General features: G+C 71.2%; 16 protein-coding genes. 3 read left to right on the top strand and 13 right to left on the bottom strand.

The window, feature by feature from the left end:
* Position 1 precedes the first annotated feature (1 nt).
* The 7 genes from ACSC1Q_RS13160 to ACSC1Q_RS13130 all read right to left on the bottom strand — a co-directional run bounded on the left by ACSC1Q_RS13160 (position 2) and on the right by ACSC1Q_RS13130 (position 11,037).
* The gene (locus ACSC1Q_RS13160) at positions 2 to 1,135 is read right to left on the bottom strand and encodes a ketoacyl-ACP synthase III family protein (RefSeq protein WP_436758962.1); all 1,134 of its coding nucleotides are present in this window, start codon (positions 1,133 to 1,135) and stop codon (positions 2 to 4) included.
* Complete coding sequence (locus tag ACSC1Q_RS13155; RefSeq protein ID WP_436758961.1) at positions 1,132 to 2,478, bottom strand: salicylate synthase; 1,347 nt, start codon at positions 2,476 to 2,478, stop codon at positions 1,132 to 1,134. Before ACSC1Q_RS13155 ends, ACSC1Q_RS13160 begins: the two co-directional genes overlap by 4 nt.
* Positions 2,479 to 3,030: 552 nt before the next feature.
* Positions 3,031 to 3,636 carry a response regulator transcription factor gene (locus ACSC1Q_RS13150; RefSeq protein ID WP_350968138.1) on the bottom strand — a complete coding sequence of 202 codons (606 nt, stop codon included), beginning with the start codon at positions 3,634 to 3,636 and terminating at the stop codon, positions 3,031 to 3,033.
* 330 nt (positions 3,637 to 3,966) lie between these two features.
* Positions 3,967 to 6,645: a sensor histidine kinase gene (locus ACSC1Q_RS13145; protein WP_436758960.1), complete on the bottom strand. Its 2,679-nt coding sequence runs from the start codon at positions 6,643 to 6,645 to the stop codon at positions 3,967 to 3,969.
* A gap of 264 nt (positions 6,646 to 6,909) precedes the next feature.
* Positions 6,910 to 8,376 carry a SagB/ThcOx family dehydrogenase gene (locus ACSC1Q_RS13140; RefSeq protein WP_436758959.1) on the bottom strand — a complete coding sequence of 489 codons (1,467 nt, stop codon included), beginning with the start codon at positions 8,374 to 8,376 and terminating at the stop codon, positions 6,910 to 6,912.
* A 103-nt stretch (positions 8,377 to 8,479) separates the two neighbouring features.
* On the bottom strand, positions 8,480 to 10,768 hold the full coding sequence (locus ACSC1Q_RS13135) for a TOMM precursor leader peptide-binding protein (protein ID WP_436758958.1): 2,289 nt from the start codon (positions 10,766 to 10,768) through the stop codon (positions 8,480 to 8,482).
* Positions 10,765 to 11,037: a hypothetical protein gene (locus tag ACSC1Q_RS13130; RefSeq protein ID WP_436758957.1), complete on the bottom strand. Its 273-nt coding sequence runs from the start codon at positions 11,035 to 11,037 to the stop codon at positions 10,765 to 10,767. The genes ACSC1Q_RS13135 and ACSC1Q_RS13130 overlap by 4 nt, the downstream gene beginning before the upstream one ends.
* A gap of 186 nt (positions 11,038 to 11,223) precedes the next feature.
* Here ACSC1Q_RS13130 and ACSC1Q_RS13125 point away from each other — a divergent pair, with 186 nt between their 5' ends.
* Positions 11,224 to 11,355, top strand: coding sequence for a hypothetical protein (locus tag ACSC1Q_RS13125; RefSeq protein ID WP_436758956.1), 132 nt, complete (start codon positions 11,224 to 11,226; stop codon positions 11,353 to 11,355).
* A 103-nt stretch (positions 11,356 to 11,458) separates the two neighbouring features.
* Positions 11,459 to 12,334: a LysR substrate-binding domain-containing protein gene (locus ACSC1Q_RS13120; protein ID WP_350968132.1), complete on the top strand. Its 876-nt coding sequence runs from the start codon at positions 11,459 to 11,461 to the stop codon at positions 12,332 to 12,334.
* A 260-nt stretch (positions 12,335 to 12,594) separates the two neighbouring features.
* Here the strand turns inward: ACSC1Q_RS13120 and ACSC1Q_RS13115 are convergent, their stop codons facing one another.
* From ACSC1Q_RS13115 to ACSC1Q_RS13090, 6 genes are all read right to left on the bottom strand, one after another.
* Positions 12,595 to 13,842, bottom strand: coding sequence for a sulfate adenylyltransferase subunit 1 (locus ACSC1Q_RS13115; protein WP_436758955.1), 1,248 nt, complete (start codon positions 13,840 to 13,842; stop codon positions 12,595 to 12,597).
* Positions 13,842 to 14,774 (bottom strand): sulfate adenylyltransferase subunit CysD, encoded by a 933-nt coding sequence (cysD, locus tag ACSC1Q_RS13110; protein WP_436758954.1) that lies wholly within the window; start codon positions 14,772 to 14,774, stop codon positions 13,842 to 13,844. Before cysD ends, ACSC1Q_RS13115 begins: the two co-directional genes overlap by 1 nt.
* A complete protein-coding gene (locus ACSC1Q_RS13105; RefSeq protein ID WP_436758953.1) occupies positions 14,771 to 16,861 on the bottom strand; it encodes a M20/M25/M40 family metallo-hydrolase in 2,091 nt (696 codons plus the stop codon). The genes cysD and ACSC1Q_RS13105 overlap by 4 nt, the downstream gene beginning before the upstream one ends.
* A gap of 50 nt (positions 16,862 to 16,911) precedes the next feature.
* The gene (locus tag ACSC1Q_RS13100; protein WP_436758952.1) at positions 16,912 to 17,682 is read right to left on the bottom strand and encodes an SDR family NAD(P)-dependent oxidoreductase; all 771 of its coding nucleotides are present in this window, start codon (positions 17,680 to 17,682) and stop codon (positions 16,912 to 16,914) included.
* Positions 17,683 to 17,747: 65 nt separating this feature from the next.
* On the bottom strand, positions 17,748 to 18,668 hold the full coding sequence (locus ACSC1Q_RS13095; protein ID WP_436758951.1) for a sulfotransferase: 921 nt from the start codon (positions 18,666 to 18,668) through the stop codon (positions 17,748 to 17,750).
* Positions 18,661 to 19,605: a family 3 encapsulin nanocompartment shell protein gene (locus ACSC1Q_RS13090; RefSeq protein ID WP_436758950.1), complete on the bottom strand. Its 945-nt coding sequence runs from the start codon at positions 19,603 to 19,605 to the stop codon at positions 18,661 to 18,663. Before ACSC1Q_RS13090 ends, ACSC1Q_RS13095 begins: the two co-directional genes overlap by 8 nt.
* A 318-nt stretch (positions 19,606 to 19,923) precedes the next feature.
* Between ACSC1Q_RS13090 and ACSC1Q_RS13085 the strand changes: the two genes are divergently transcribed.
* A complete protein-coding gene (locus tag ACSC1Q_RS13085) occupies positions 19,924 to 20,106 on the top strand; it encodes a lysine biosynthesis protein LysW (protein ID WP_350968125.1) in 183 nt (60 codons plus the stop codon).
* Positions 20,107 to 20,117 lie beyond the last annotated feature (11 nt).

The following is a 20,117-nucleotide window of genomic DNA, read 5'->3' as shown; positions in this document are numbered from 1 at the left end:
TCTACCGGCCTCCGTTCTCCGGCTCGTGGTTCCCGGGCTCGTTCCGAAGTTCGCGGCTCCGCAGTTCGTGGCTCCGAAGCTCGGCGCTCTCGGGTTCGTGGTTCCTGGGCTCGTACGGGGCGATGATCTCCACGACCGCGCAGCCGGCCTCCATGCCGGGGGCGCTGCCGATGAGCAGCACGTGGTCGCCGGGGGCGACCTGCCCGCTCGTCCACAGGTGCTCCAGGCCGATGAACGGGTCCGCGGCACCGGCGTGCCCGACCCCCCGGGTGAAGTCCCACAGGCCCCGGTCCACGTCGATCTCCAGGGGGTCGAGGAACATCGCCTCCAGGGAGCCCCGGGAGAAACCGGTGTGGCAGACGCGGGTGACCTTCTCCATGGAGATCCCGGCCTCCTCCAGCGTCCGCTCGGCCGCCTCGGCGACGCACTCGCCGAAGTGCCCCATCGGGGGCGCGTTGCCCTCCGCCCACTGCCGGCGCCAGTAGTCGCTGCGCTCCTCGAAGTTCAGCGAGCGGCCGACGGTGATGCCGGGCGGGAAGAGCACCTCCCCGCCGCGGTGCAGCTCCTCCATCCCCGGGTTGGACACCGTCCCGAAGGCCAGCACCCGGGCGAAGCCGCCGCGCCGCGACACCACCGCCGCGGCGCCGCCGTCCGCGAGCAGGAACATCCTGGAGGCCCGCCACCGGTCCACCAGCGGGGTGGAGAAGTTGTCCCCGGCGGTCAGCAGCACCGCGTCCTTCTCGCGGTTCGCGATCAGCCGGTGCGCGGCCATCTCCAGGCTCGCGATCATGCCGAGGCAGCCCTGCCGGACCTCAAGGGCGGTGATCGGCCGGGCCAGCGTCCTGCGCAGCACGTAGTGCGGCGCCGACCAGCCGTCCGGTCCCTGGTGGTAGCTGTCGCTGTGCAGCAGCGCGCCGAAGTCGTCCGGCCCGTGTCCCGACCTGTGCAGCGCGACCAGGGCCGCGCGGGCCGCCATCTCCGGCGCCGGCGTCTCGCCGGCGACCATCACGGCCTCCATCCCGGAGGCCTCGCGGTCGGCCCGGTCGTACCAGGACTCCCGGACCGCGTGCTCGGTGGTCACCACGGGGGGCAGGTAGCTGCCCACCCCGGCGAGGTAGACGTCGTCGACTCTCATCGCGCGCTCCCCTCGCTCGCCGGGACCAGGTAGCGCGCCACGCTGTCGAGCTTCTCGCAGGTCTCCTCGAACTCCCGCTCGGGAGTGGACTGCCCGACGATGCCCGCCCCGGCGCGCAGCCAGGTGCGGCCGTCCTTGCGGTAGGCGCTGCGCAGTACGAGTGCCGCGTCCATCTCGCCGGTGTGGTCGACGGTGAGCACGGCCCCGCTGTACAGGCCGCGCGACTCGGGCTCGTGCCTGCGGATCGTGGTGTACGCGGCCTCCTTCGGCACGCCGGACGCGGTTACCGCGGGGAAGACCGCGCCGAAGGCGTCCCACGCCCTGAAGCCGGGGGCGAGCTTCCCTGACACCTGGGAGGCGAGGTGCTGCACGCTGCCGCGCTCGCGGATCGCCATGAACTCCGGCACCTCGACCGAGCCGGGCACGCAGACGTCGACGAGCTCGTCGGTGCCGACCTTCACCGAGATCGCGTGCTCGTACACCTCCTTGGCGGAACCCAGGAGGTCGGCGCGCAGGCTCTCGTTCTCCAGCAGGTCCGAGGTGAGCGCCCTGGTACCGGCCAGCGGCTGGCTGACCACGTGACCGTCGGCGGACACCTTGACCACGATCTCCGGGCTGAACCCGGCCGTCTCCACGCCACCGAGGTTGAGCAGGAACGACCGCGCGGGGTTGTTGCCCCGCCGCCCGGCCAGGTAGGTGGCGATCAGGTCGATGTCCTCGTCGACGTCGACGACCCGCGACAGGATGACCTTGTTCAGGTCGCCCTGGTTGATCTCCTCGACCGCGAGCTTCACCGCGAGCCGGTAGTCGTCCTCGCCGAGCTCGCGCACGTCCAGCGGCTTCGGCGCGCCCTCGGAGGTCTCCTCGGGGCTGGAGATCGTCTCCAGCAGCGCGGTCAGCGTCTCCTGGTCGGCGGCGCGGAGGTGGGCGTGGCCGTCCTCGATGCGGACCTCGGCCCTCGGCACCACGAGGTGCAGCAGCCGGCCGTCGCCGACGTGGTCCAGCTTCCCCTCCTTGGCGTAGGAGAGCTCGAAGGCCGCCCAGCCGTAGGCTCGCCAGGCGGGGACCTTCACGGTGTCGAGCAGCCGGGCCACCTGGTGCAGGGGCCGGTCGCTCCAGGGCAGGACGACGTCGGGCTCGTCCTCCTGGACCAGCCGGGCGCCGGTGCGGTCCAGCGTGACCTCGGCCCGCGCGCCGCCCGCGTAGGACCACTTCCCCCCGCTCTCGTACACGACGTACGCCGCGTGCAGGCCGGAGCCGGCGAGCCTGGCCGCGACCTGCGGCGGCTCCTCGGAGAGGGGGATCTGCGTTTCGAAGTAGTGCAGCCACCTGTTGGAACTCATCTGCGGGCATCCTTTCCTTGCAGTGGGAGACGCGTGACGACGAACGGCTCGTCCGTGGCACGGCCACGGGCCCGGCCGAGGCGGCGGGGGGCGTGACCGGCCGGTGGCCGGGCCGGGAATCGCCGGCACTTTCTCCCCGCCGCCTGCGTACGCGGGACGGACCGTGTCGTCACGTCGCCTCCTCTCGCGGTCCCGTTTCACGAGCAACGTTTTTGGTTACCAGCAATTACGCTATGCCGGTAACAAAACCGCGACAACGGGCCCGCGATAAGACCTTCTTCTCGGGATGCGAAGGCGGAACGGGAAAGGCGGGACGCGCAAGGGCACCGGATCCGGCCGGCATTCGGCCGCTGCCCAGCCGGTATTCGACAGGCACGCGACTGACAGACGCCCGGCGCTCGACCGGTGCCAGGCCGCGCAGCCCGGCAAGCGTCCGGCGCTCAGCCGGCGCTCAGCCGGTGCCCGGCCGGTACTCAGCCGGTTCGCGGCCGGTCGGGAGGAGGTTTCCCGGCCCGTGCGCCGCCGGGGCCGGGAGCGCGAGGTCCCGGCCGGTCAGATCCAGCCGGCCTCGGTGGCGATGCGGATGGCGTCGACCCGGTTCCTGGCGTTCAGCTTGGTGACTATCTTCGTGAGGTAGTTGCGCACGGTCCCGACGGAGACGTGCATGACGGCCGCGATCTCCGGCGGCTCGGCGCCGCCCGCGGCCAGCCTCAGGACCTGGACCTCACGCCCGGACAGCGGGTTCTCCCCGACGTCCCACGCGGTCAGCGCGAGCTGCGGGTCGATGATGCGACGCCCCGCGGCCACCTCGCGGACCGCCTGGGCGAGCCGTTCCGAGGGCGTGTCCTTGAGGAGGAAGCCGGACACCGAGACCGAGAGGGCGCGGCGAAGCGTGCCGGGCCGTCCCAGGCCGGTCAGGATCAGCGTCCGGCACGTGGGCAGCTTCGCGTGCAGCTCCTCCGCCGCGGAGAGACCGTCGAGCACGGGCAGGTCGACGTCGATGATCGCGACATCGGGGCGCGTCTCCAGCGCGGCGGGCACGATCCTGTCCCCGCTGCCGACCTGGGCCACCACCGTCAGGTCGGGCTCGATGTCGAGCAGGGCGGCCAGCGCCCCGCGCACCATGGGCACATCCTCGGCGAGGAGGATCTTCAGCACGGCGGCGCTCCCGTCCGGACATCGGCTCCGGGGCGAGGAACGACGACCGGGGGCGGCGGGATCTCCCGATCCCGCGGGCATTCCCGCGACCGGTCCCGCAGCCATCCCCCCGAGCACCCCCGCGATCGAACCGCTCGCTCCCGCGAGCGGCCCGGTGAGCGACTCTGCGAGGCGATTCCCATCCACATACGCCTCGCCACCGTTCGGATCAAGCCGACTGGACCAACCGATCTTGATCCGAATAGTACCGAGTCAATTGAATTTGGCAATGCCGCAGAATTCTGACATCAACTTACTCATGTTTGTCAGCGGGAAAACGATCCGGCCGAATCACCCGCCGCGGACGTCCGTTCTCTGGGCGCCTCCCAATATACCTCCAGACATATCTTCCAGTACGCCCCCCGGCGTGTCCCCCTGCACCTGCGTGCGGGGAACGAGGGCGGTGGCGGGCGCGGTGACGACCAGCCGGAACTCCCCGTCTACGACCTTGGCCGCCAGCCGCCCGCCGACGACGCGCAGCCGTGCCGCCAGATCTCCCAGCCCGGAATCGTCGCGGACGTCCGGAAGGGCGTGCGGCGGCACCCCGTCGTTGGTCACGCGCAGCCGCAGCCCGCCCGCGTCCAGGATCACCTCGATCAGGCACCATCGCGCGTCGCTGTGCCGCAGCACGTTCGTGGCCGCCTCCCGCAGCACGACCGCGAGCAGCGCGTCCAGTTCCCCGAGGGCCAGGTCCGCGGGCACGACCACCCCGACGTCGATCTCCGCGGCGGCGAGCGTGGAGACCGACGAGTCCACCTCCGCGCCGAACGACATGTGCCGGTAACCGCTGGCCACCGCCCGGACGTCCGCGACCGCCCGCCGCGCGATCTCCAGCACCTCCGCCACCTCGATCTTCGCCCGCTCGGCGGACCTCGGCAGCAGCCGGTACGCCAGCTCGCTCTTGACGATCATCACCGACAGCTCGTTCCCCAGCAGCGCGTGCAGCTCCCGCGCCACCCTCAGCCGCTCCTGGGTCACCGCCATCCGCGCCAGTTCCCCCCGCGTCCGGTCCACCTGGGCCACCAGGTCCGACAGCGAGCTGATGCCGAAGACCACCAGCCCGGTCAGGAGCGTGGAGATCACCAGGTAGGCGGTCCACTCCGCCACGGCACCCTGGAGCACGGACAGCAGCAGCACCCCCGCCCCGACGGCCGCGTACAGCACCCACCGCCAGCGCCCCCCCAGCAGCAGGACCGCCCCCGCGAGGAAGCCGCCCATCGAACCCCACGGCGCGCCGATCCACAGCAGCGGCAGGGCCGTGGCGACCGCCTGCACCGCCAGGGTCACCCTTCTGAGCCACGCCGGCCACGACCGGGGCTCCCCCAGGGAGTGGACGATCTGCACGCCGACCAGCACGGCGACACACGCCGCGAATCCGGCCAGCCCGACCGGGTGCGGCCACTCCGCCAGCACGTTGACCACGATGAGGACGCCGTAACCCGAGAGCACCAGCACGGCGATGAAGCGCGCCACCCGCAGATGCCAGGTCCGCGTCACGACCCCGTCCGGCGTCAGGTCATCCGGTACGTCCGGCCGCGCGCGCTCCCCCTCCGGCACCCCGGACGACACCCTGGACACCTCGGATACTCCGGACACCCCGGACGACGCCCTGGACAGCTCAGACATCTCAGACAGTCCGGACACCTCGGACGCCCCGGAGGTCCCGGGGTCGCCCGGCATCCCGGATTCCCCGGACGTCCCAAGCACGTCGGACGCCCCGGTCGCCCCGGGCAGGCCCGGAACCTCGGCCTCCTCCGCGGCCGGAGCCACCGCCGGGGCCACCAGCGGGGCCTCCGCCGTCAGCTGGAACCACTCACCGTCGACCGTTACCGTCAGCCGTCCCCCCGCGGCCTCCAGCCGTCCCGTGAGATTGCCCAGTCCCGCACCGGTCCCGGACGAGCGCGTCCCCAGCTCCGGCTCGACCCCGTCGTTGCCGACCCGCAGCCGTGCCCGGCCCTCCTCCACGCCCGCCTCGATCTCGCAGCGCTGGGCCTTGCTGTGCCGCAGCACGTTGGTGACCGCCTCCCGCAGCACGATCGCGAGCACCGTGTCCAGCGCCCCGGGCAGGCCGTCCCCCGAGACGTGCGCGCTCACCCGTATCTCGGCGACCGACAGCATCGACTCCGCCGACTCGGCCTCCGCCGTCAGCGACATGGGAAGATATCCGCCCGCCACCACCTGTACCTCCGCCAGCGCGCGGCGGGCGACCACCAGGACGTCCCGGAGTTCCTGCCGCGCCCGGTCGGCCGCCCCCGGCAGCAGCCGGTACGCCAGCTCGCTCTTCAGGGTCATCGCCGACACGTTGTAGCCCAGCAGGTCGTGCAGGTCCCGCGCCACCCGCAGCCGCTCCCGCGCCACCGCCATCCGCGCGAACTCGCCCCGCGCCGCGTAGAGCACCTTCACCAGGGACGCCAGCGAGCTGACCCCGTACACCATCAACCCGGTCAGCAAGGTGAAGTACACGCTGTAGACGGCGTCCAGCACCACCAGGTTCTCCTCCCTGAACGCGAGGAGCGCGCCGACGGCGGCGGCGACGGCGAAGAAGAGAGCCCAGCGTCCCGGTCCCGCGACCACCAGCAACATGGATCCGGCGAGGAATCCCGCGATGGATCCCGCCTGCGGGCCGACCCAGAAGAAAGGCAGGAAGGTGACGACGGCCTGTATCGAGAGGGTGACGACCCTGAGCGGTGCGATCCAGCTCAGCGCGTCCTGTGTCGAATGCGCGAGTTGCAGGACCAGCGCGACGAAAAGACAGGCGGCGAAACCCAGGAGCGCGGGACCCGGCAGGCCCGTTCCCCATACGAACATCAGCGCGTTGAACACGTAGCCGTACAGAACGGCGACGATGATCGCGCGGGCCATTTTCGGGGCCGCCAGCCCGCCCACATCGTGCCGGGTCCTACGGTGTGCCCCGTGCAGCGACCTGGCGAAATCACGCCAGCGCTGCGGAGGGCCGGCGTTCACCGTCATCGACCGTCTCCTTCAAAGCCCGACCGGTGGTCCTTCCCCGTCAGCCCGACGCCCCAAAACAATCTATAACAGGCGAATAACCTTAGATAGGTCTGTTTGCGTGGCTCTGAGGGAATCAACAGGTGCACGCGGCGGAAAAACCGCGTGTCATAGTCGCAGGGCATGATTCACACGTGTCCGGCGGGCGGGACGCGGGGGGTTCGCGCGACTCCGGCCACGCACCTCCCCGCGCATCCGGGAAACGCCGAAAAAACGAAAATCACCTTACGAGATTGCCGCCCTCGCTCGAAGAGCCCACTCGGCGTCATTCACCGCGTACCGTCCGGAAAAGCGACTCGGCTCGGGGCGCGGACGGTGGCCGACGACGAATCCGCCGACGCTCGACTCGACACGCCAGTCGAGGCCGAAGACGCGTCCCGTCACCTCGATGTCGCCGCTGTCCAGCTTGCACCCCGCCAGCCCCATCGCCGTGCAGACCAGGGAGAGCGTCTGCGTCAGCGCTCCGACGTTCTTGAGCACCAGCGAGTAGCTCAGCCCGTTGTACTTCCGCGACAGCCTGCGGAACCGCGCGGTGATGGTGAGCAGGACGGGCGGGGTCGCGTCCAGGTTCGCCGCCACCTTGCCCGTCTCCAGCAGCTCGTCAACGTCCGCCGGGGCGGATTCGATCGGCTCCAGCCGGTGCCCCAGGGGGTCGTAGTGGTAGACGCCCCGGGGGACGTCGGCGCACCTGTCCACCGTGGCGTAGAGCTCCAGCTCGTAGGAGCTGCCGCTGCTCGGGTAGGGGCGATCGCTCGTCGAGGTCGTCGAGCTCTCGTCCGGGGAGCCGACCAGGGACCTGACCCTGGCCGTCCGGTACAGGAGTTCACCGAGCTCGTCGGCCGTCAGCTGTCTCTCGCCGTAGTGCCGGGTGTGCCGGCTCGCCTCGACGACCGCGGTCAGCGGCGGGTCCACCGCGAGCAGCTCGCCCCACTTCGGCCGGGGCAGCGCGACGGGAGCCCGCTCCGGCGCCGGATCGGCGAGCACCCGCGCGGGCCCCGGCTTCACGACGGGCTCGACGCTCCACTTGTCTCCCATCGGGTACGTCGCCCCGAAGTCGTGGTCGTGCCTGCCCAGGGTGGAGCGGGTGTGGAACATGAGGTCGAGGGGGGTCCAGGCGACGAGGGCGGGGTCGACGTCCTCCTCGAACACCATCGGCTGGAAGGGGTCCTCCTCCACGGCCTGCACCACCATCCCCGCCGCCATCAGATAGGCGATCACGGGCCGGGAGTCCCGCTCGATCGCCGACGGAGGGATCGGGCGGATCAGCGGCCCGATGTCGGCCATGGCCTCCGGCCGGTGCAGGATGACCCGGTGCAGCGACAACGGCGACTCGACGTGGTAGTTGTTCCCGTCGGTCCTGATCAGCGCGAACCTGGACAGGCGGACCGGATGGACCAGGGGAGCCGCCGGCAGCCGGAACCGGGCCCGCTGGGCGAGCGGGACCACCGACAGCAGCGGCCGCTCGGGGTCGAAGCCGAAGGAGCGCACCACGAGGTGCTGGAGGCCGTCGAGGATCGCGTCGAGCTCCCGCCGATCGGTCTCCTCGCGGATGACGTTGTCCAGCGAGATGGGCCCCAGGCTCATCCTGCGCATCGCCTCCAGCACGGCGGGTCTGGGGAACGGCAGGACCACGTCCTCCCAGCGGCTGTGCAGCACCACGGTTCCGCGGTGCGGGTCTGGTTCGATGTACACGTCCTCCCGGAACGACCACTGGGGAAATATCTGGAGCAAATCGGTATCGCTGCCTTGGCCACCGACCATTCTGTGACTCCTCACCCTTGTCGAGGCGGAATGGCTACATGAACAGGGGGATCGGGTTGAGGTCCTCGTAGGCCGTCTCCCTGTCGAGGCGGCCGAGGAGGACGGGGACGTCGTACAGCCGGCCGGGTCCGAACCTCGCCCAGAAGTGCCGCAGGCCGGGAACGACGACCTTGACGACCGGCATGCCGATGTCGGGACGCGTCTGGTCGAGGACGAGGACGTCCAGGCCCGTCCGCCCGGCCAGCGTGACGATGTGCTCGACGTCCTCCCGCAGATCGCCGCGAGGGGTGTAGGCGTAGCCGCGCAGGGTCCGCGGGGCCCGCTTCTCGTGGGGGCGGAGATAGGGCTGGTTCCTGGTCGTCGCGGTGAGCCACCAGTCCTGGATGTGGTGATCGGTCGGGCCGTACCCCGTCCCGTCGGCGCGTGCCCCGGCGACGGCCGGGAGCAGCTGCCCGAGCTCGGTCAGCGCGCGCCGCGCGGCGACCCGGGGGTCGAAGTGGGCCCCGAACCCGAGCATGATGTCCTCGGCCGGCTTGTCGACGCGCCGCGAGATCGCCACCATGACGGGGATGCCCAGGTCGGAGGTGACGTCGAGGACCCAGAACTCCCGGCCGATGTCCTCGTAGCGCGACCGGAGGCCGGTGATCCACGGGTCGCCGAACGAGCCGAGGTCCACGGCGGGCTGGCGCGTGCGGTTGTACCACCAGATGGCCACCGCGTCGCGCTCCACCAGCTCCAGGAAGCCCTGGACGATCGCGTCCTCGACGCTGGAGCCCGCGGCGTTCCCGTTCGAGGTCGCGCGCACCGACGGATGGCCGCCCCTGCTGAAGTAGAGCAGGTCGGTGGGGAGCAGGCGGTGCCGCTTCGCGGTGAGCGACCACACCGGGGTCCACTCGACGACCTCCTCGTCGTCGAACGGCTCGGGGACGTGCTGGAAGGCCATGCTCTCGGCGTTCCAGCGGTTGCGGTCCTCGAACTGGCGCCGGTGGAAGTGCTGGCACTCGTCGGGGCGCACGGCCCGCTCGCCCAGGCCGCGGAGGCTGTCCCGCACCGTCGGCTCGTCCCCGTGCCGCGAGCCGCAGTGTCTCTCCACCGCCTCGCAGAGCGCGCCCACCCTGGCTTCGAGGTCGGTGCTCCCCTTGCCGCCACTCTGCTGGCGCAGCCCGGCCCTCATCGCGGAGAGGCTGTCGTCGGGGAGCGCGAGATTCGGCCCGGAGAGGTAACAGTGCAGGAAGGCGGGGCTCCGCGGGTCGCGCCGGATCTCGTCCGTGATCCCGGTGAGAGGGTCGGCCAGGTGACGGTAGCGTTCCCACACCAGCTCGGAGGCGAGCGCGCGGTGCCCGTTGCCGCCCACGACCGCCTTGCTCCTGGACGCGATGACGACGGGCCTGCCGACGCTCGCCGCCACCAGCCCGGAGTCACCGCAGGAGGGGCACTGCGGGCGCTTCTCCACGCGGTGCCGCAGGCCCTTCAGCGAGAAGGTGTCCATCGTCCACACGGTGTCCTGGTGCTCGTCGCGCACCCCGGCCAGCCACTTGGCCGCCTCCAGGGCCGCGAACTGCGCCCCGAGCGCGCGGGTGAGAGGCAGCGACGCGTCGGGCGGGCTCACGACGCCCGTCTCCGACAAGCTCCGCAGCCGCGCCTCCCCGCGCCGGTGCCCGCGCAGCCGCGTGGTCAGGCAGGACCAGCAGGGCCCCTCTCCCGGCCGGAAGAACGGGCCGACCCACAGGTCGGCGCCGGTCGGCTTGGCCAGCAGCCAGGGCCGCCCGTCCGCCAGCCGCCGCTCGTTGACCCGTTCGAGCTCCGGGTCGAGGTAGTCGTCGCAGAAAACGAGGGACAGGGCCGCGGGCCGGTCGCCGTCCTCCTCGACGGTGACACCCATCGACCGCAACGCCTCGGTCACGGGCCTCGGGTCGACTCCCCCGAGGGCGACGAGCCCGACGGACGTCTCCGCCAGGGCCGACGCGGCCCGATCCGCGTCCACCCGCCCGAGGTCCCAGTAGGCCTCGGACGCGGCGTCGGCGGCGTCGGCGCCGTCCCTCGGGGGACGGCGGGACCCGACGAGGTTCGCCTCCGCCAGCCTGCCGAGGATCCGCCCGAGCTGCCCGGCCGGGATCCCGGGCGCCACGCGCCTCCGCACCTCGTCCAGGCTGTGGCCGCCGTCCAGCAGCGGCGCGAGCGCCTGGATCTGCTCGCCGGACAGGGCGACCGTCCCCCGGGCCGAGGTGAGGTAGACCGCCTCACCCGGAACCGTCACCGCCCGCAGGTGGCGCTTGAATCCGATCAGTGGTGAGGCGGCCCTGTCGTCGATGGGATCCCTCATCCGCAGTAGGTCCAGGCGGCCACGACGGGAGCGGGATGGTCGAGGTCCTCGATCACGAGGTCGTCGAGGACCTCGCACCTCACGGGCACGGCACCCCCTCCGGGCGCCTCCTCCCAGCGGTGGAGATGGACGCCGGACTCCGCGAGCGTGGCCACGGGGTCACCGGCGGACCCGGACTCGGGCTCCGCCCAGGAACTCTCCAGGAACTCGGCGAAGAGCCGGTCGTGCTCCATCAGCTGCTCAGTCCGTGAAGCGTTCAAGGTCACCATCGCCGTCTCCTCGATCTGGATGAGTTCGAATAAGTAAATTGTCCGTCCGATCCGGCGGTGGGAATAGTTCTCGCGTCATGAGGCGAGCATGAGAGTTTCACATAGCACTCGTGGCCCTGTGTGTAGGAGCTCCCGGTCCTCCGGAGCTACGCTGACCGCATCCGGACCAGAAGACTGGAGGAGATCATGGAGCAGAAGCAGATCCGCCGACCGCAGAAACGACTCATCCGGGTCCACCGGCAGAAGAGGAAGCGCACGACCGACACCCGATACGCCCTCGACACCCGTACTCCCAAAGGGATCCAGCTGCCCTACTGAGCATGGCGTAAACATCCGGAAAAAGCCCGCGACCTAATTCATTCGGAAGCCACTCGAAATAGATGGCTCGATAAAATCCTACTAGGTCAGCTTAAGAGGAAGAATGTACCACGACCTGCAAATAAATCGGCTGAGAGCATTGGTCACCGTAGTCGATGTCGGTGGTTTCCGGAGGGCCGCGGAGGCCCTTCACATAACCCAGCCCGCCATCAGTCAGCAGATCCGCCAGCTGAGCGGTCTCGTCAAGGGCCCCATATTCACCTCGACCGGCCGGAAGCTGCAGCTCAGCCCGCAGGGCGAGGAACTCCTCGGGTACGCCCGCCGTCTCGTGGCGCTCAACGACGAGGCGGTGGGCCGTTTCGTACCCCCTCCAGGGAACGTGCGGCTGTCGATCGGGATCGTCAACCAGCTCGCCGAGGCGCTCCCCGAGATCCTGCGGCTGCTCACCAAGGGCATGCCGCACGCGCAGGTCAGCGTCCAGACGGGGCTGAGCGAATCCCTGGAGGGCCGGGTGAACACCGGCCAGCTGGACCTGGCACTGCTCCTCCAGACGAAGCCCCACCGGGCCGGCGCCACGAGCCAGGAGCTCGGCCACATGCGCATGGACTGGTTCGGGCGTCCCGCCCACGGGGAGGGCGCCGCGCTCCCGCTCACGCTCTTCACCGAGCCGTGCACGCTCCGCGGCCGCATCGTGGACACGCTCGACGAGTCGGACGTCCCGTGGCGGGTCGGCTACGAGGGCGCCGAGCTCGTCGGGCTGCGCGCCGCCGCCAAGGCCGGCCTGGGCGTGGCCTGCCTCGTCGCCAACGGCGACGAGCTCTGGGGCCTGCCCAAGGCGGCCAGCCTCACCCTCCCCTCCCCCCCCGGCCCGCTGCCGGTGACCATGGCCCTCTCCACCGGCGCCGCGACCTCGGGGTACGTCCCGATCGCGCGCAAGGCCTTCCAGCAGTCACTGCGCGGCTATCCCTTCGCCGGCTGAGCCGGTCTCCCTGCAAGTCCTGAGGGCTCAAGGCCCCGAAGGTTCCATCGGGTGACTCACCCTGAAGACGCCGGGTGAATCACCCTGACGGCCCCGGCTCCGAGGCCCTTCCAAGACCCTGCAGGTTCCCACCGGGTTCCAAGACCCTGAAGGTTCCCACCGGGTGACTCACCCTGAAGACGCCGGGTGAATCACCCTGACGGTCGCGAAGGACCTGAAGGTTCCCACCGGGTGACCCACCCTGAAGACGCCGGGTGACCTCACTTCGCGAGCGTCTCCTCGACGATTCCCGCGGCGAGGGTGGTCCCGTCCGCCGGGTCGATCAGCAGGCACGAGCCGGTCACGCGGGACCGCGCGTAGGGGTCGGCCGCGAGAGGGTCGGTGGTACGCAGCACGACACTCGCGATCTCGTTGACGGCGAGACCGTCCGCGTCCGGGGCGCAGCTCAGGTCCCCCAGGGCGGCGGAGGGCGCGATGCCCTCGACGACCGCCTGGACCGTCCTGGTGGCGTGTTTGACCAGGACCCGTTCCCCGACGCGCAGGTCACGCTCGTGGAGGTGGCACGTGGTCGTGCGCAGCTCCTGGGTGAGCGCGGGCGCCTCGTCCTCCGGCGCGATGAGGGAACCCCTGGAGACGTCGACGTCGTCGGAGAGGCGTACGGCGACCGACTGCGGCGCCCACGCCGTGTCGACCGGTTCGCCGAGCACGTCGATCGCGGCCACCGTGGAGGTCCGCCCGCCGGGGAGCACCGTGACGCGCTCGCCGACGCGCAGGATGCCGCTGGAGATCTGCCCGGCGTAGGAACGGTGGCCGTCCGCCCGGATGACGTACTGGACGGGGAGCCGCGCGGGCCCCTGTGAGGGGTCGACGCCCACCGGCACCGTCTCCAGGAGCTCCAGGATCGTGGGACCGGTGTGCCAGTCCATGTTCGGCGAGGGGGTGACGATGTTGTCGCCGGTGAGGGCGGAGATCGGGATCGCGGTCACCTCGCCGATCCCGAGGCCGGACGCGTACTCGGTGAACTCCTCGGCGATCGCCGCGAACACCCCCTCGTCCCAGTCGACGAGGTCCATCTTGTTCACGGCCAGCACGACGTGGGGGACGCGGAGGAGCCCGGCGACGGCGGCGTGCCGCCTGGTCTGCGAGACGACGCCGTTGCGGGCGTCGACGACGAGGAGCACGAGCTCGGCGGTCGAGGCGCCGGTCACCATGTTGCGGGTGTACTGCACGTGGCCGGGCGTGTCGGCGAGGATGAAGCGCCTGCGCGCGGTGGCGAAATAGCGGTACGCGACGTCGATCGTGATGCCCTGCTCGCGCTCGGCGCGCAGGCCGTCCGTGAGCAGCGCGAGGTCGGCGGTCTCCCGGCCCTGTTTCCGCGAGGCCGTCTCCACCGCCTCCAGCTGGTCGGCGAGGATCGATTTCGAGTCGTACAGCAGCCGGCCGACGAGGGTGGACTTCCCGTCGTCCACGGATCCGGCGGTGGCGAAGCGCAGCAGTGTGGTGGTCATCAGAAGTAGCCCTCCCGTTTGCGGTCCTCCATGGCGGCCTCGCTCAGCTTGTCGTCGGCGCGGGTGGCCCCTCGCTCGGTCAGCCGGGAGGAGCAGATCTCCTCGATGACGGCCTCCAGGGTCGCGGCGCCGGAGTCGACGGCGCCGGTGCACGACATGTCGCCGACCGTGCGGTAACGGACGAGGCGCCGCTCCACGGGCTCGTCGTCCCTCGGGCCGCCCCAGTCGCCGGGGGCGAGCCACATGCCCCGGCGCGAGAAGACCTCCCGCTCGTGCGCGAAGTAGATCGGCGGGAGCTCGATCCCCTCCCTGAGGATGTACTGCCAGACGTCCAGCTCGGTCCAGTTCGACAGCGGGAACACCCGGACGTGCTCGCCGGGCGAGTGGCGTCCGTTGTAGAGGTTCCACAGCTCCGGCCGCTGCCGTCGCGGGTCCCAGCCGCCGAAGTCGTCGCGCAGGGAGAACACCCGCTCCTTGGCACGGGCCTTCTCCTCGTCCCGTCGCCCGCCGCCGAAGACCGCGTCGAAGCCGTTCGTCTCGATGGCGGCGAGCAGCGGCACCGTCTGCAACGGGTTGCGCGAGCCGTCGGGCCGCTCGGCCAGCTCGCCCCGGTCGATGAGCTCCTGGACCGAGGCGACCTCCAGCCGCAGGCTGTGCTCGGCGACGACGCGGTCCCGGTAGCCGATGACCTCGGGGAAGTTGTGGCCGGTGTCGACGTGCAGCAAGGGGAACGGGACCGGCGCGGGGGCGAACGCCTTGCGCGCCAGGTGGAGCATGACGATGGAGTCCTTGCCCCCGGAGAAGAGGATCACCGGCCGGTCGAACTCCCCGGCCGTCTCCCGGAAGATGTGGGCGGCCTCCGCCTCCAGCGCGTCCAGGTGGGACAGCTGGTAGGCGTGGCCGGCGGTCTCGTCGACGACGGTCGTTGTCATCGTGGTGTCCTCTCTCCTGCGACGGCTGCGGCGGACTCGGCGGACTCGGCGGCTGTGGCGGATTCGGCGGTCCCGACGGCCCCAGCGGTCCCGACGGCCCCGGCGCCCTCGACGGGCCGGGCGCCGACGGCGGCCCCGGCACCTTGGGCACCTTCGGCGCCTTCACCGGTCCCGCCCGGCGGCGTGGCCGACGTGGCTGGCGTGGCTGGCGTGGTTGGCGTCGCCGGTGGGCGGCCCGCCTCCACCCAGTTCGCGACCGCCCTGGACAGCACGGTCCTGGCCCGCCTGAACTCCTCGGCGTCGAGGTGCTCGTCCGGTGTGTGGTCGAGCGCGGAGTCACCCGCGCCGTAGGCGACCATGGGCACCCCCCGCCAGGTGGTGGCGAGGGTGTTCATGTCGCTGCTCCCCTTCTTCGCGAGGAACCTCGGGGCCACGCCCTCCTCCCTGAAGGCCCGCGAGAACGCCTTCACGAGCGGGCTGGTACGGGAGGTGATCACTCCGGGCGTGGCGCGGAGCACCTCTACGACGACCGGTCCCGCGACCCGGCGGACGAGCTCGACGAGGTGTTCGAGGTCGAGCGTGGGGGGGACCCGCACGTCGACGACGGTCTCGCCCAGCTGGACGTCCCCGCCGTTCACCGCGTGGATGCCGAGCACGGCCACCAGCGCCTGGGAGTCGGCCTTGCCGATCTCCTCGCGCAGCCGGCTCAGGACGTCCACCAGCTGGTCGGCGGCGGTGGTGACCCCCTGCCCTGCCGTGTGGCCGACGCTGTGGCTGACGCGCAGCCGTACCTTGAGCAGGCCGTAGTAGCCGATGGTGAGGGCCTTCTCGCCGCTGGGCTCGCCCACGACCACCGCGTCCGCCGGGTAGTGGTCCCTGGCGTGGAAGGCTCCCGCCGAGGTGACCTCCTCCTCGACCGCGCCGATGACGCGCACCTGCGCCCAGCTCGGCACGTCCATCTCCGCGAGGGCCTCCAGGTAGGCGACGAGGCTGGCCTTGGCGTCGACGCAGCCCCTGCCGGTGATCGTCAGCCCGTCCCAGCGCACCGGCCACCGGTGCGGCACGGTGTCGAGGTGCCCGAGCATGAGCAGCCGCCGGTCGCCGGAGCCTCGGGTGGCCACGAGGTTGCCGGCCTCGTCGATCTCCGCGTGGACGCCGCGCTCCGTACACCAGTCCGCCAGGTACTCGGCGAGCTCCCGCTCGTCGGCCGACACCGAGGAGATCTCCACGGCGCGGGCGAGGAGCGACAGGTCCGGCGCGGGCGCCGGGGCGCGCCAGAAGCGCGTTCCCGACGCGGGCGACAGGACGTGCGGCCCGGTTATCGCGACGTCGGCGCTCCCGTCGAGGGCGATCTCCGCCGCGCGTACCTTCTGCCGCATCCGGCCCCGCGCGAACCGCTCGCCCTCGCCGCGTACGACGTCGGCCAGGCGGCTCCCGGGGTCCTCGGGATCGGTGAGCAGGCCCGGCGTGCCGGTGACGAGGCGCAGGTGGTCGGCGGCGAGGGCGTTGGCCAGCTCGGCGGCGAGGACGTCGGCGTCGACGTTGAGCGCGGAACCGCCGGCGCCGTCGGCGACGGGCGGCGAGAGGCACACCACGTCGAACGCGTCGAGCAGCACCCCGAGGCGGTCCGCGGCCACTCCGGTCACGGTGCCCGCCCGGTGGTCGCGGACCACCGTCGTCCTGCCGTCCCGCACGGCCCGCAGCGGCCGGTTGGCCTGGGCGCTCACCAGCGCCCCGTCCCGCGCGACCGAGGTGAAGACGGTGAGCCCGCGCGAGGTGAGCGCCTCGCGCACGCGCGGCAGCGTCACCCGCTCGTACGCGTCCACGATGTGCGGCATCTCCTCGGGAGGGCAGTAGCGCACCTCGCTGTCGCCCCGCAGGCTCAGCGTCCTGACCGGGCGGCCGATGTCGGCGTAGTGCCGGGTGATGCCGGCCGCGCCGCCCGCGACGAGGAGCACGCGGGCGCCGCGCCGGCGCAGCAGCGCCACCTCGTCGAAGAGCGCGTCGTGGTCGAGACTCGCGCTCCCTATCTTGACTACGTAGAGTGCCGCCTTCCGCGTGCTGGCGACGTGTCCGAGTACGGACATCTTTCGCTCCTTCTCAGCGTTTCCTCAGCGTTTCTCGACGGTCCGGTCTTTCAGCCGATGCCGCGGGTGTTGCCTCCGTCTGCCACGAAAACCGTGCCCGTGACGTACGAGGCCTGGTCGCTGGCGAGCATGGCGGCCAGCGCGCCGAAATCCTCCACGTCCCCGATCCTGCCGAGGGGGATCCGCTCGGCGACGCGGGCGATCTCCGTCTCCACGTCCGCGCCGAACTGCTCGTCGAGGATGGGGGTGCGGTGGAAACCCGGGGCGAGGATGTTGATCGTGACCCCGTTCGCGCCGAGCGCGTGCACCAGCCCCTTCATGTAGCCGAGCAGGCCCAGCCGGGCCACCGACGACAGGCCGCTCTCCGGGTGGGGCTGGCGCACCGACTCCGAGGCGATCATCAGCATGCGGCCCCAGCCGCCCTTCCTGAGGAAGGGCAGCGCCGCGAGGGTGACGCTCACGTGCGGCAGGAGGTTCCCGTCGATGGCCGCCCGGTAGTCGGCGACCTGGAAGCCGTCGACGGGCCCGAAGGGGACCCCGCCGGAGTTGGTCACCACGATGTCCAGCCCGCCGAACGTGTCGGCGGTCCGCCGCACCCATTCGGCGGCGGCCCGCTCGTCGCGCAGGTCGACGGGGGTGCTGAGCACCTCGCCCGTCCCCATCGTGTTGACCTCGACGTGTGCCGTGGCCAGTTTGGCGGGATCACGGCCGCAGATCGAGACGTGCGCCCCCTCCGCCGCGAGGGTCTTGGCCACGGCCAGCCCGAGCCCGCTGCTCGAAGCCGCCACCAGGGCCACGCGCCCTTTAAGCCGAAGGTCCATGAGATATGGCTCCCTAACTCTCGTGTCCGCCTGGTCGGCGGGAACGGGGTGTTTCCCGCGGTCACCTACCTGGTCGGCAGGAGCGGGTACCCGTAGCGGGTGAGCACCGGCAGGGCCGCCGCGGTCGCGGCGGCGATCTCCCGCGCGGACAGCGCGGTGCGCCAGCGCTCGTCGGAACGGATCCGGGTGTCGCCCTTGGACAGCCGGTCGGGGTTGCCGGTCACCGTGTGGTTCTCCCGGAGCGAGACCAGGCCGGTCTCGTCGACCGGCGGCTCCCCCGCCAGCCCGGCGAACCGCATGACCCGCTCGACGACCTCTCGCGGCCGGTCGCAGAGGTCCTCGTGCCTGACCCGCAGGTACCGGTCGGGGGCGGCCGAGCCGACGAGCTCCGACGCGACGTTGAACGCGCTCCAGTAGCCGCTGCTGCGGGCGGGGCTCATCGGGTCGATGTACTCCTTGGCGTTCTTGTAGGAGAACGCCGTCGCTCGGGGGTCGCGCACCATGTGCAGCACCCGGACGTCCAGGTCCGTACGCCCCAGCAGCGCGGCCGCCTCGGCGGGGTACTTCGAGCCGTCCACGATCAGGCGTTCGCCGCCGTTCGCGGCCAGCGTCCGGTAGATGTCGGCGGTGCGGCCGAGCGCCTCCACGACGCCGGGCGCCGTCGGCGTCCTGCCCTGGGCCTCCGTGAGGCGGGTCCTGGTGTGGCGGGTCCGCAGCAGGAAGCGCTGCAGGATCGCCATCCGGCGCGCGGCGCCGGCCTGTGCCGTGCCGCCGGCCCCGAGTACCGAGGACCAGACGTCGCACGCGGTCAGGTCCCTGCCGCAGCCGCAGCTGGAGTTGGTGCCGGCGTTCAGCACGCCGTTGCGCCACAGGTAGTGCAGCTCGCCCACGTGCAGGACGCCGGGGAGCTCGCCGAGGACGTTCCCCAGCAGGGTGCTGCCGCTCCGCATCCACCCGGTGATGTACAGGATCCGCGGGTCACCCATGGCGGCCGCCCCACGACAGCGTCATCAGGTGCTGCGGCAGGTGCACGGCGAGGCCGACGCGGCTGCTCGCCTCGACGAGGTCGGCGCCGCCGGGCCCGGCGCCCCGGCGCAGCGTGATGGAGGAGGTGCCGGGCAGCAGCAGGGTGAACGCGGCGCGGAAGTCCCCCATGAGCAGGGTGTCCTTCGGGATCATGCGTGTCCTCGACACCGTGATCCCGGCCACGGCCAGCCGGCCGAGCATGCCCGTCCTGACCATCTCCCAGTAGACGGCGGGGTGGGCGACGATGCCGTCGCACGAGCCGCCGGTCTCCTCCACCTCGGCGGCGGCCTCGGTGGCCGCCTCCTCAAGGCCGAGGCCGGTCTTCCGGTTCCGGGTGCCGGGCAGCCGGAGCAGCCCGGTGATCGCGCCGTCCTCGGTGCCGTGCAGCAGCGCCTCGTTCTCCGCCACCGACAGCCGGACGAGCACGCGGTAGTCGACGTACGGGGCCAGCAGCGCGGGCTCCCCGAGGATCCCCTCGGGCAGCGGCACGGAGACGGTGAGGTCGGTGAGCCGCGCCCGCTCGATCCTCGGCGCGAAGGCCGCCTCGGGGGTGGCGGCGTAGGAGGTTCCCGACTCGCTCAGCTCTCCCCGGGGAGGTTCGTGGACGTAGGGCGCCGGGCCGTCGGCCACCGGCGCGGTCTTCAGCAGGTGACGCACCGGGTAGCGGGGGCGGGACGCGAAGAGCGGGAACGCGGCGGGCAGGTGCACGCCGTAGGGCACCACCAGATCCCCCCGCTCACCGGTCCGCTGACCGGCTCGCTCTCCGGCGGCGCTCACGGCCGCCGCGAACTCCTCGCCCGGTGTACGCTCGGCGGTTCCGAAATCGAAATCAAGATCAGATGGAGCCGGGTGCGCGCCGTCGCCGTCGACGGCCGGACTCTCTGCGATCCCTCGCATTACCCCTCCTTCTGGAGACTTCTGGAGATCCTCTGAAGATCTCCGGGGGCTTCTGGTGACTTCCAGTGACTTTCGGTGACTTCCGATGATGCCGAACAAGCAGGCAAACAATCACCACTGAAGAGCCTAGTCATCCGGCATGCCATTTTTCGGCCCCTACCCAAGAAGCGATGCTTATGAGGTAATAGCCTCGTGTTATGAGAACACCTCATAAGCAGCGCCGTTCATTTCGAGTAAAAGCACTTATTAGCAATTTCACGGGAAATGGGGTTACGGTTTATAAGACAATCTCGGACAACTACGAACAGGGATGAGCTCATGCAGAAGGTTGTGAACGGCCCGGAATGCCCTGAGTGCGCGGCCGAGGTGACGATCGACGGAGACGCCAGGGTGAGCGAGATCGTCGAGTGCGTGGACTGCCGGAGCGAGTTGGAGATCGCCTCCGTCCAGCCTCCGACCCTCACGCTGGCACCGGACGTCGAAGAAGACTGGGGCGAGTAGCCGAGGGAGCC

The organism is Streptosporangium heterodermiicola (assembly GCF_051390675.1).
Taxonomy (GTDB): Bacteria; Actinomycetota; Actinomycetes; order Streptosporangiales; family Streptosporangiaceae; genus Streptosporangium.
The sequence above is the reverse complement of the archived record's forward strand: the minus strand, read 5'-3'. Positions and strand labels throughout refer to the sequence as shown.

Excerpts from the sequence above, each read along its gene's own strand:
- ACSC1Q_RS13115 (WP_436758955.1), bottom strand. The coding sequence starts at position 13,842 with ATGACCACCACACTGCTGCGCTTCGCCACCGCCGGATCCGTGGACGAC.
- ACSC1Q_RS13160 (WP_436758962.1), bottom strand. The coding sequence starts at position 1,135 with ATGAGAGTCGACGACGTCTACCTCGCCGGGGTGGGCAGCTACCTGCCC.
- ACSC1Q_RS13095 (WP_436758951.1), bottom strand. The coding sequence starts at position 18,668 with ATGGGTGACCCGCGGATCCTGTACATCACCGGGTGGATGCGGAGCGGC.
- ACSC1Q_RS13135 (WP_436758958.1), bottom strand. The coding sequence starts at position 10,768 with ATGAGGGATCCCATCGACGACAGGGCCGCCTCACCACTGATCGGATTC.
- cysD (WP_436758954.1), bottom strand. The coding sequence starts at position 14,774 with ATGACAACGACCGTCGTCGACGAGACCGCCGGCCACGCCTACCAGCTG.
- ACSC1Q_RS13145 (WP_436758960.1), bottom strand. The coding sequence starts at position 6,645 with ATGACGGTGAACGCCGGCCCTCCGCAGCGCTGGCGTGATTTCGCCAGG.
- ACSC1Q_RS13105 (WP_436758953.1), bottom strand. The coding sequence starts at position 16,861 with ATGTCCGTACTCGGACACGTCGCCAGCACGCGGAAGGCGGCACTCTAC.
- ACSC1Q_RS13090 (WP_436758950.1), bottom strand. The coding sequence starts at position 19,605 with ATGCGAGGGATCGCAGAGAGTCCGGCCGTCGACGGCGACGGCGCGCAC.
- ACSC1Q_RS13120 (WP_350968132.1), top strand. The coding sequence starts at position 11,459 with ATGTACCACGACCTGCAAATAAATCGGCTGAGAGCATTGGTCACCGTA.
- ACSC1Q_RS13125 (WP_436758956.1), top strand. The coding sequence starts at position 11,224 with ATGGAGCAGAAGCAGATCCGCCGACCGCAGAAACGACTCATCCGGGTC.
- ACSC1Q_RS13155 (WP_436758961.1), bottom strand. The coding sequence starts at position 2,478 with ATGAGTTCCAACAGGTGGCTGCACTACTTCGAAACGCAGATCCCCCTC.
- ACSC1Q_RS13100 (WP_436758952.1), bottom strand. The coding sequence starts at position 17,682 with ATGGACCTTCGGCTTAAAGGGCGCGTGGCCCTGGTGGCGGCTTCGAGC.
- ACSC1Q_RS13130 (WP_436758957.1), bottom strand. The coding sequence starts at position 11,037 with ATGGTGACCTTGAACGCTTCACGGACTGAGCAGCTGATGGAGCACGAC.
- ACSC1Q_RS13085 (WP_350968125.1), top strand. The coding sequence starts at position 19,924 with ATGCAGAAGGTTGTGAACGGCCCGGAATGCCCTGAGTGCGCGGCCGAG.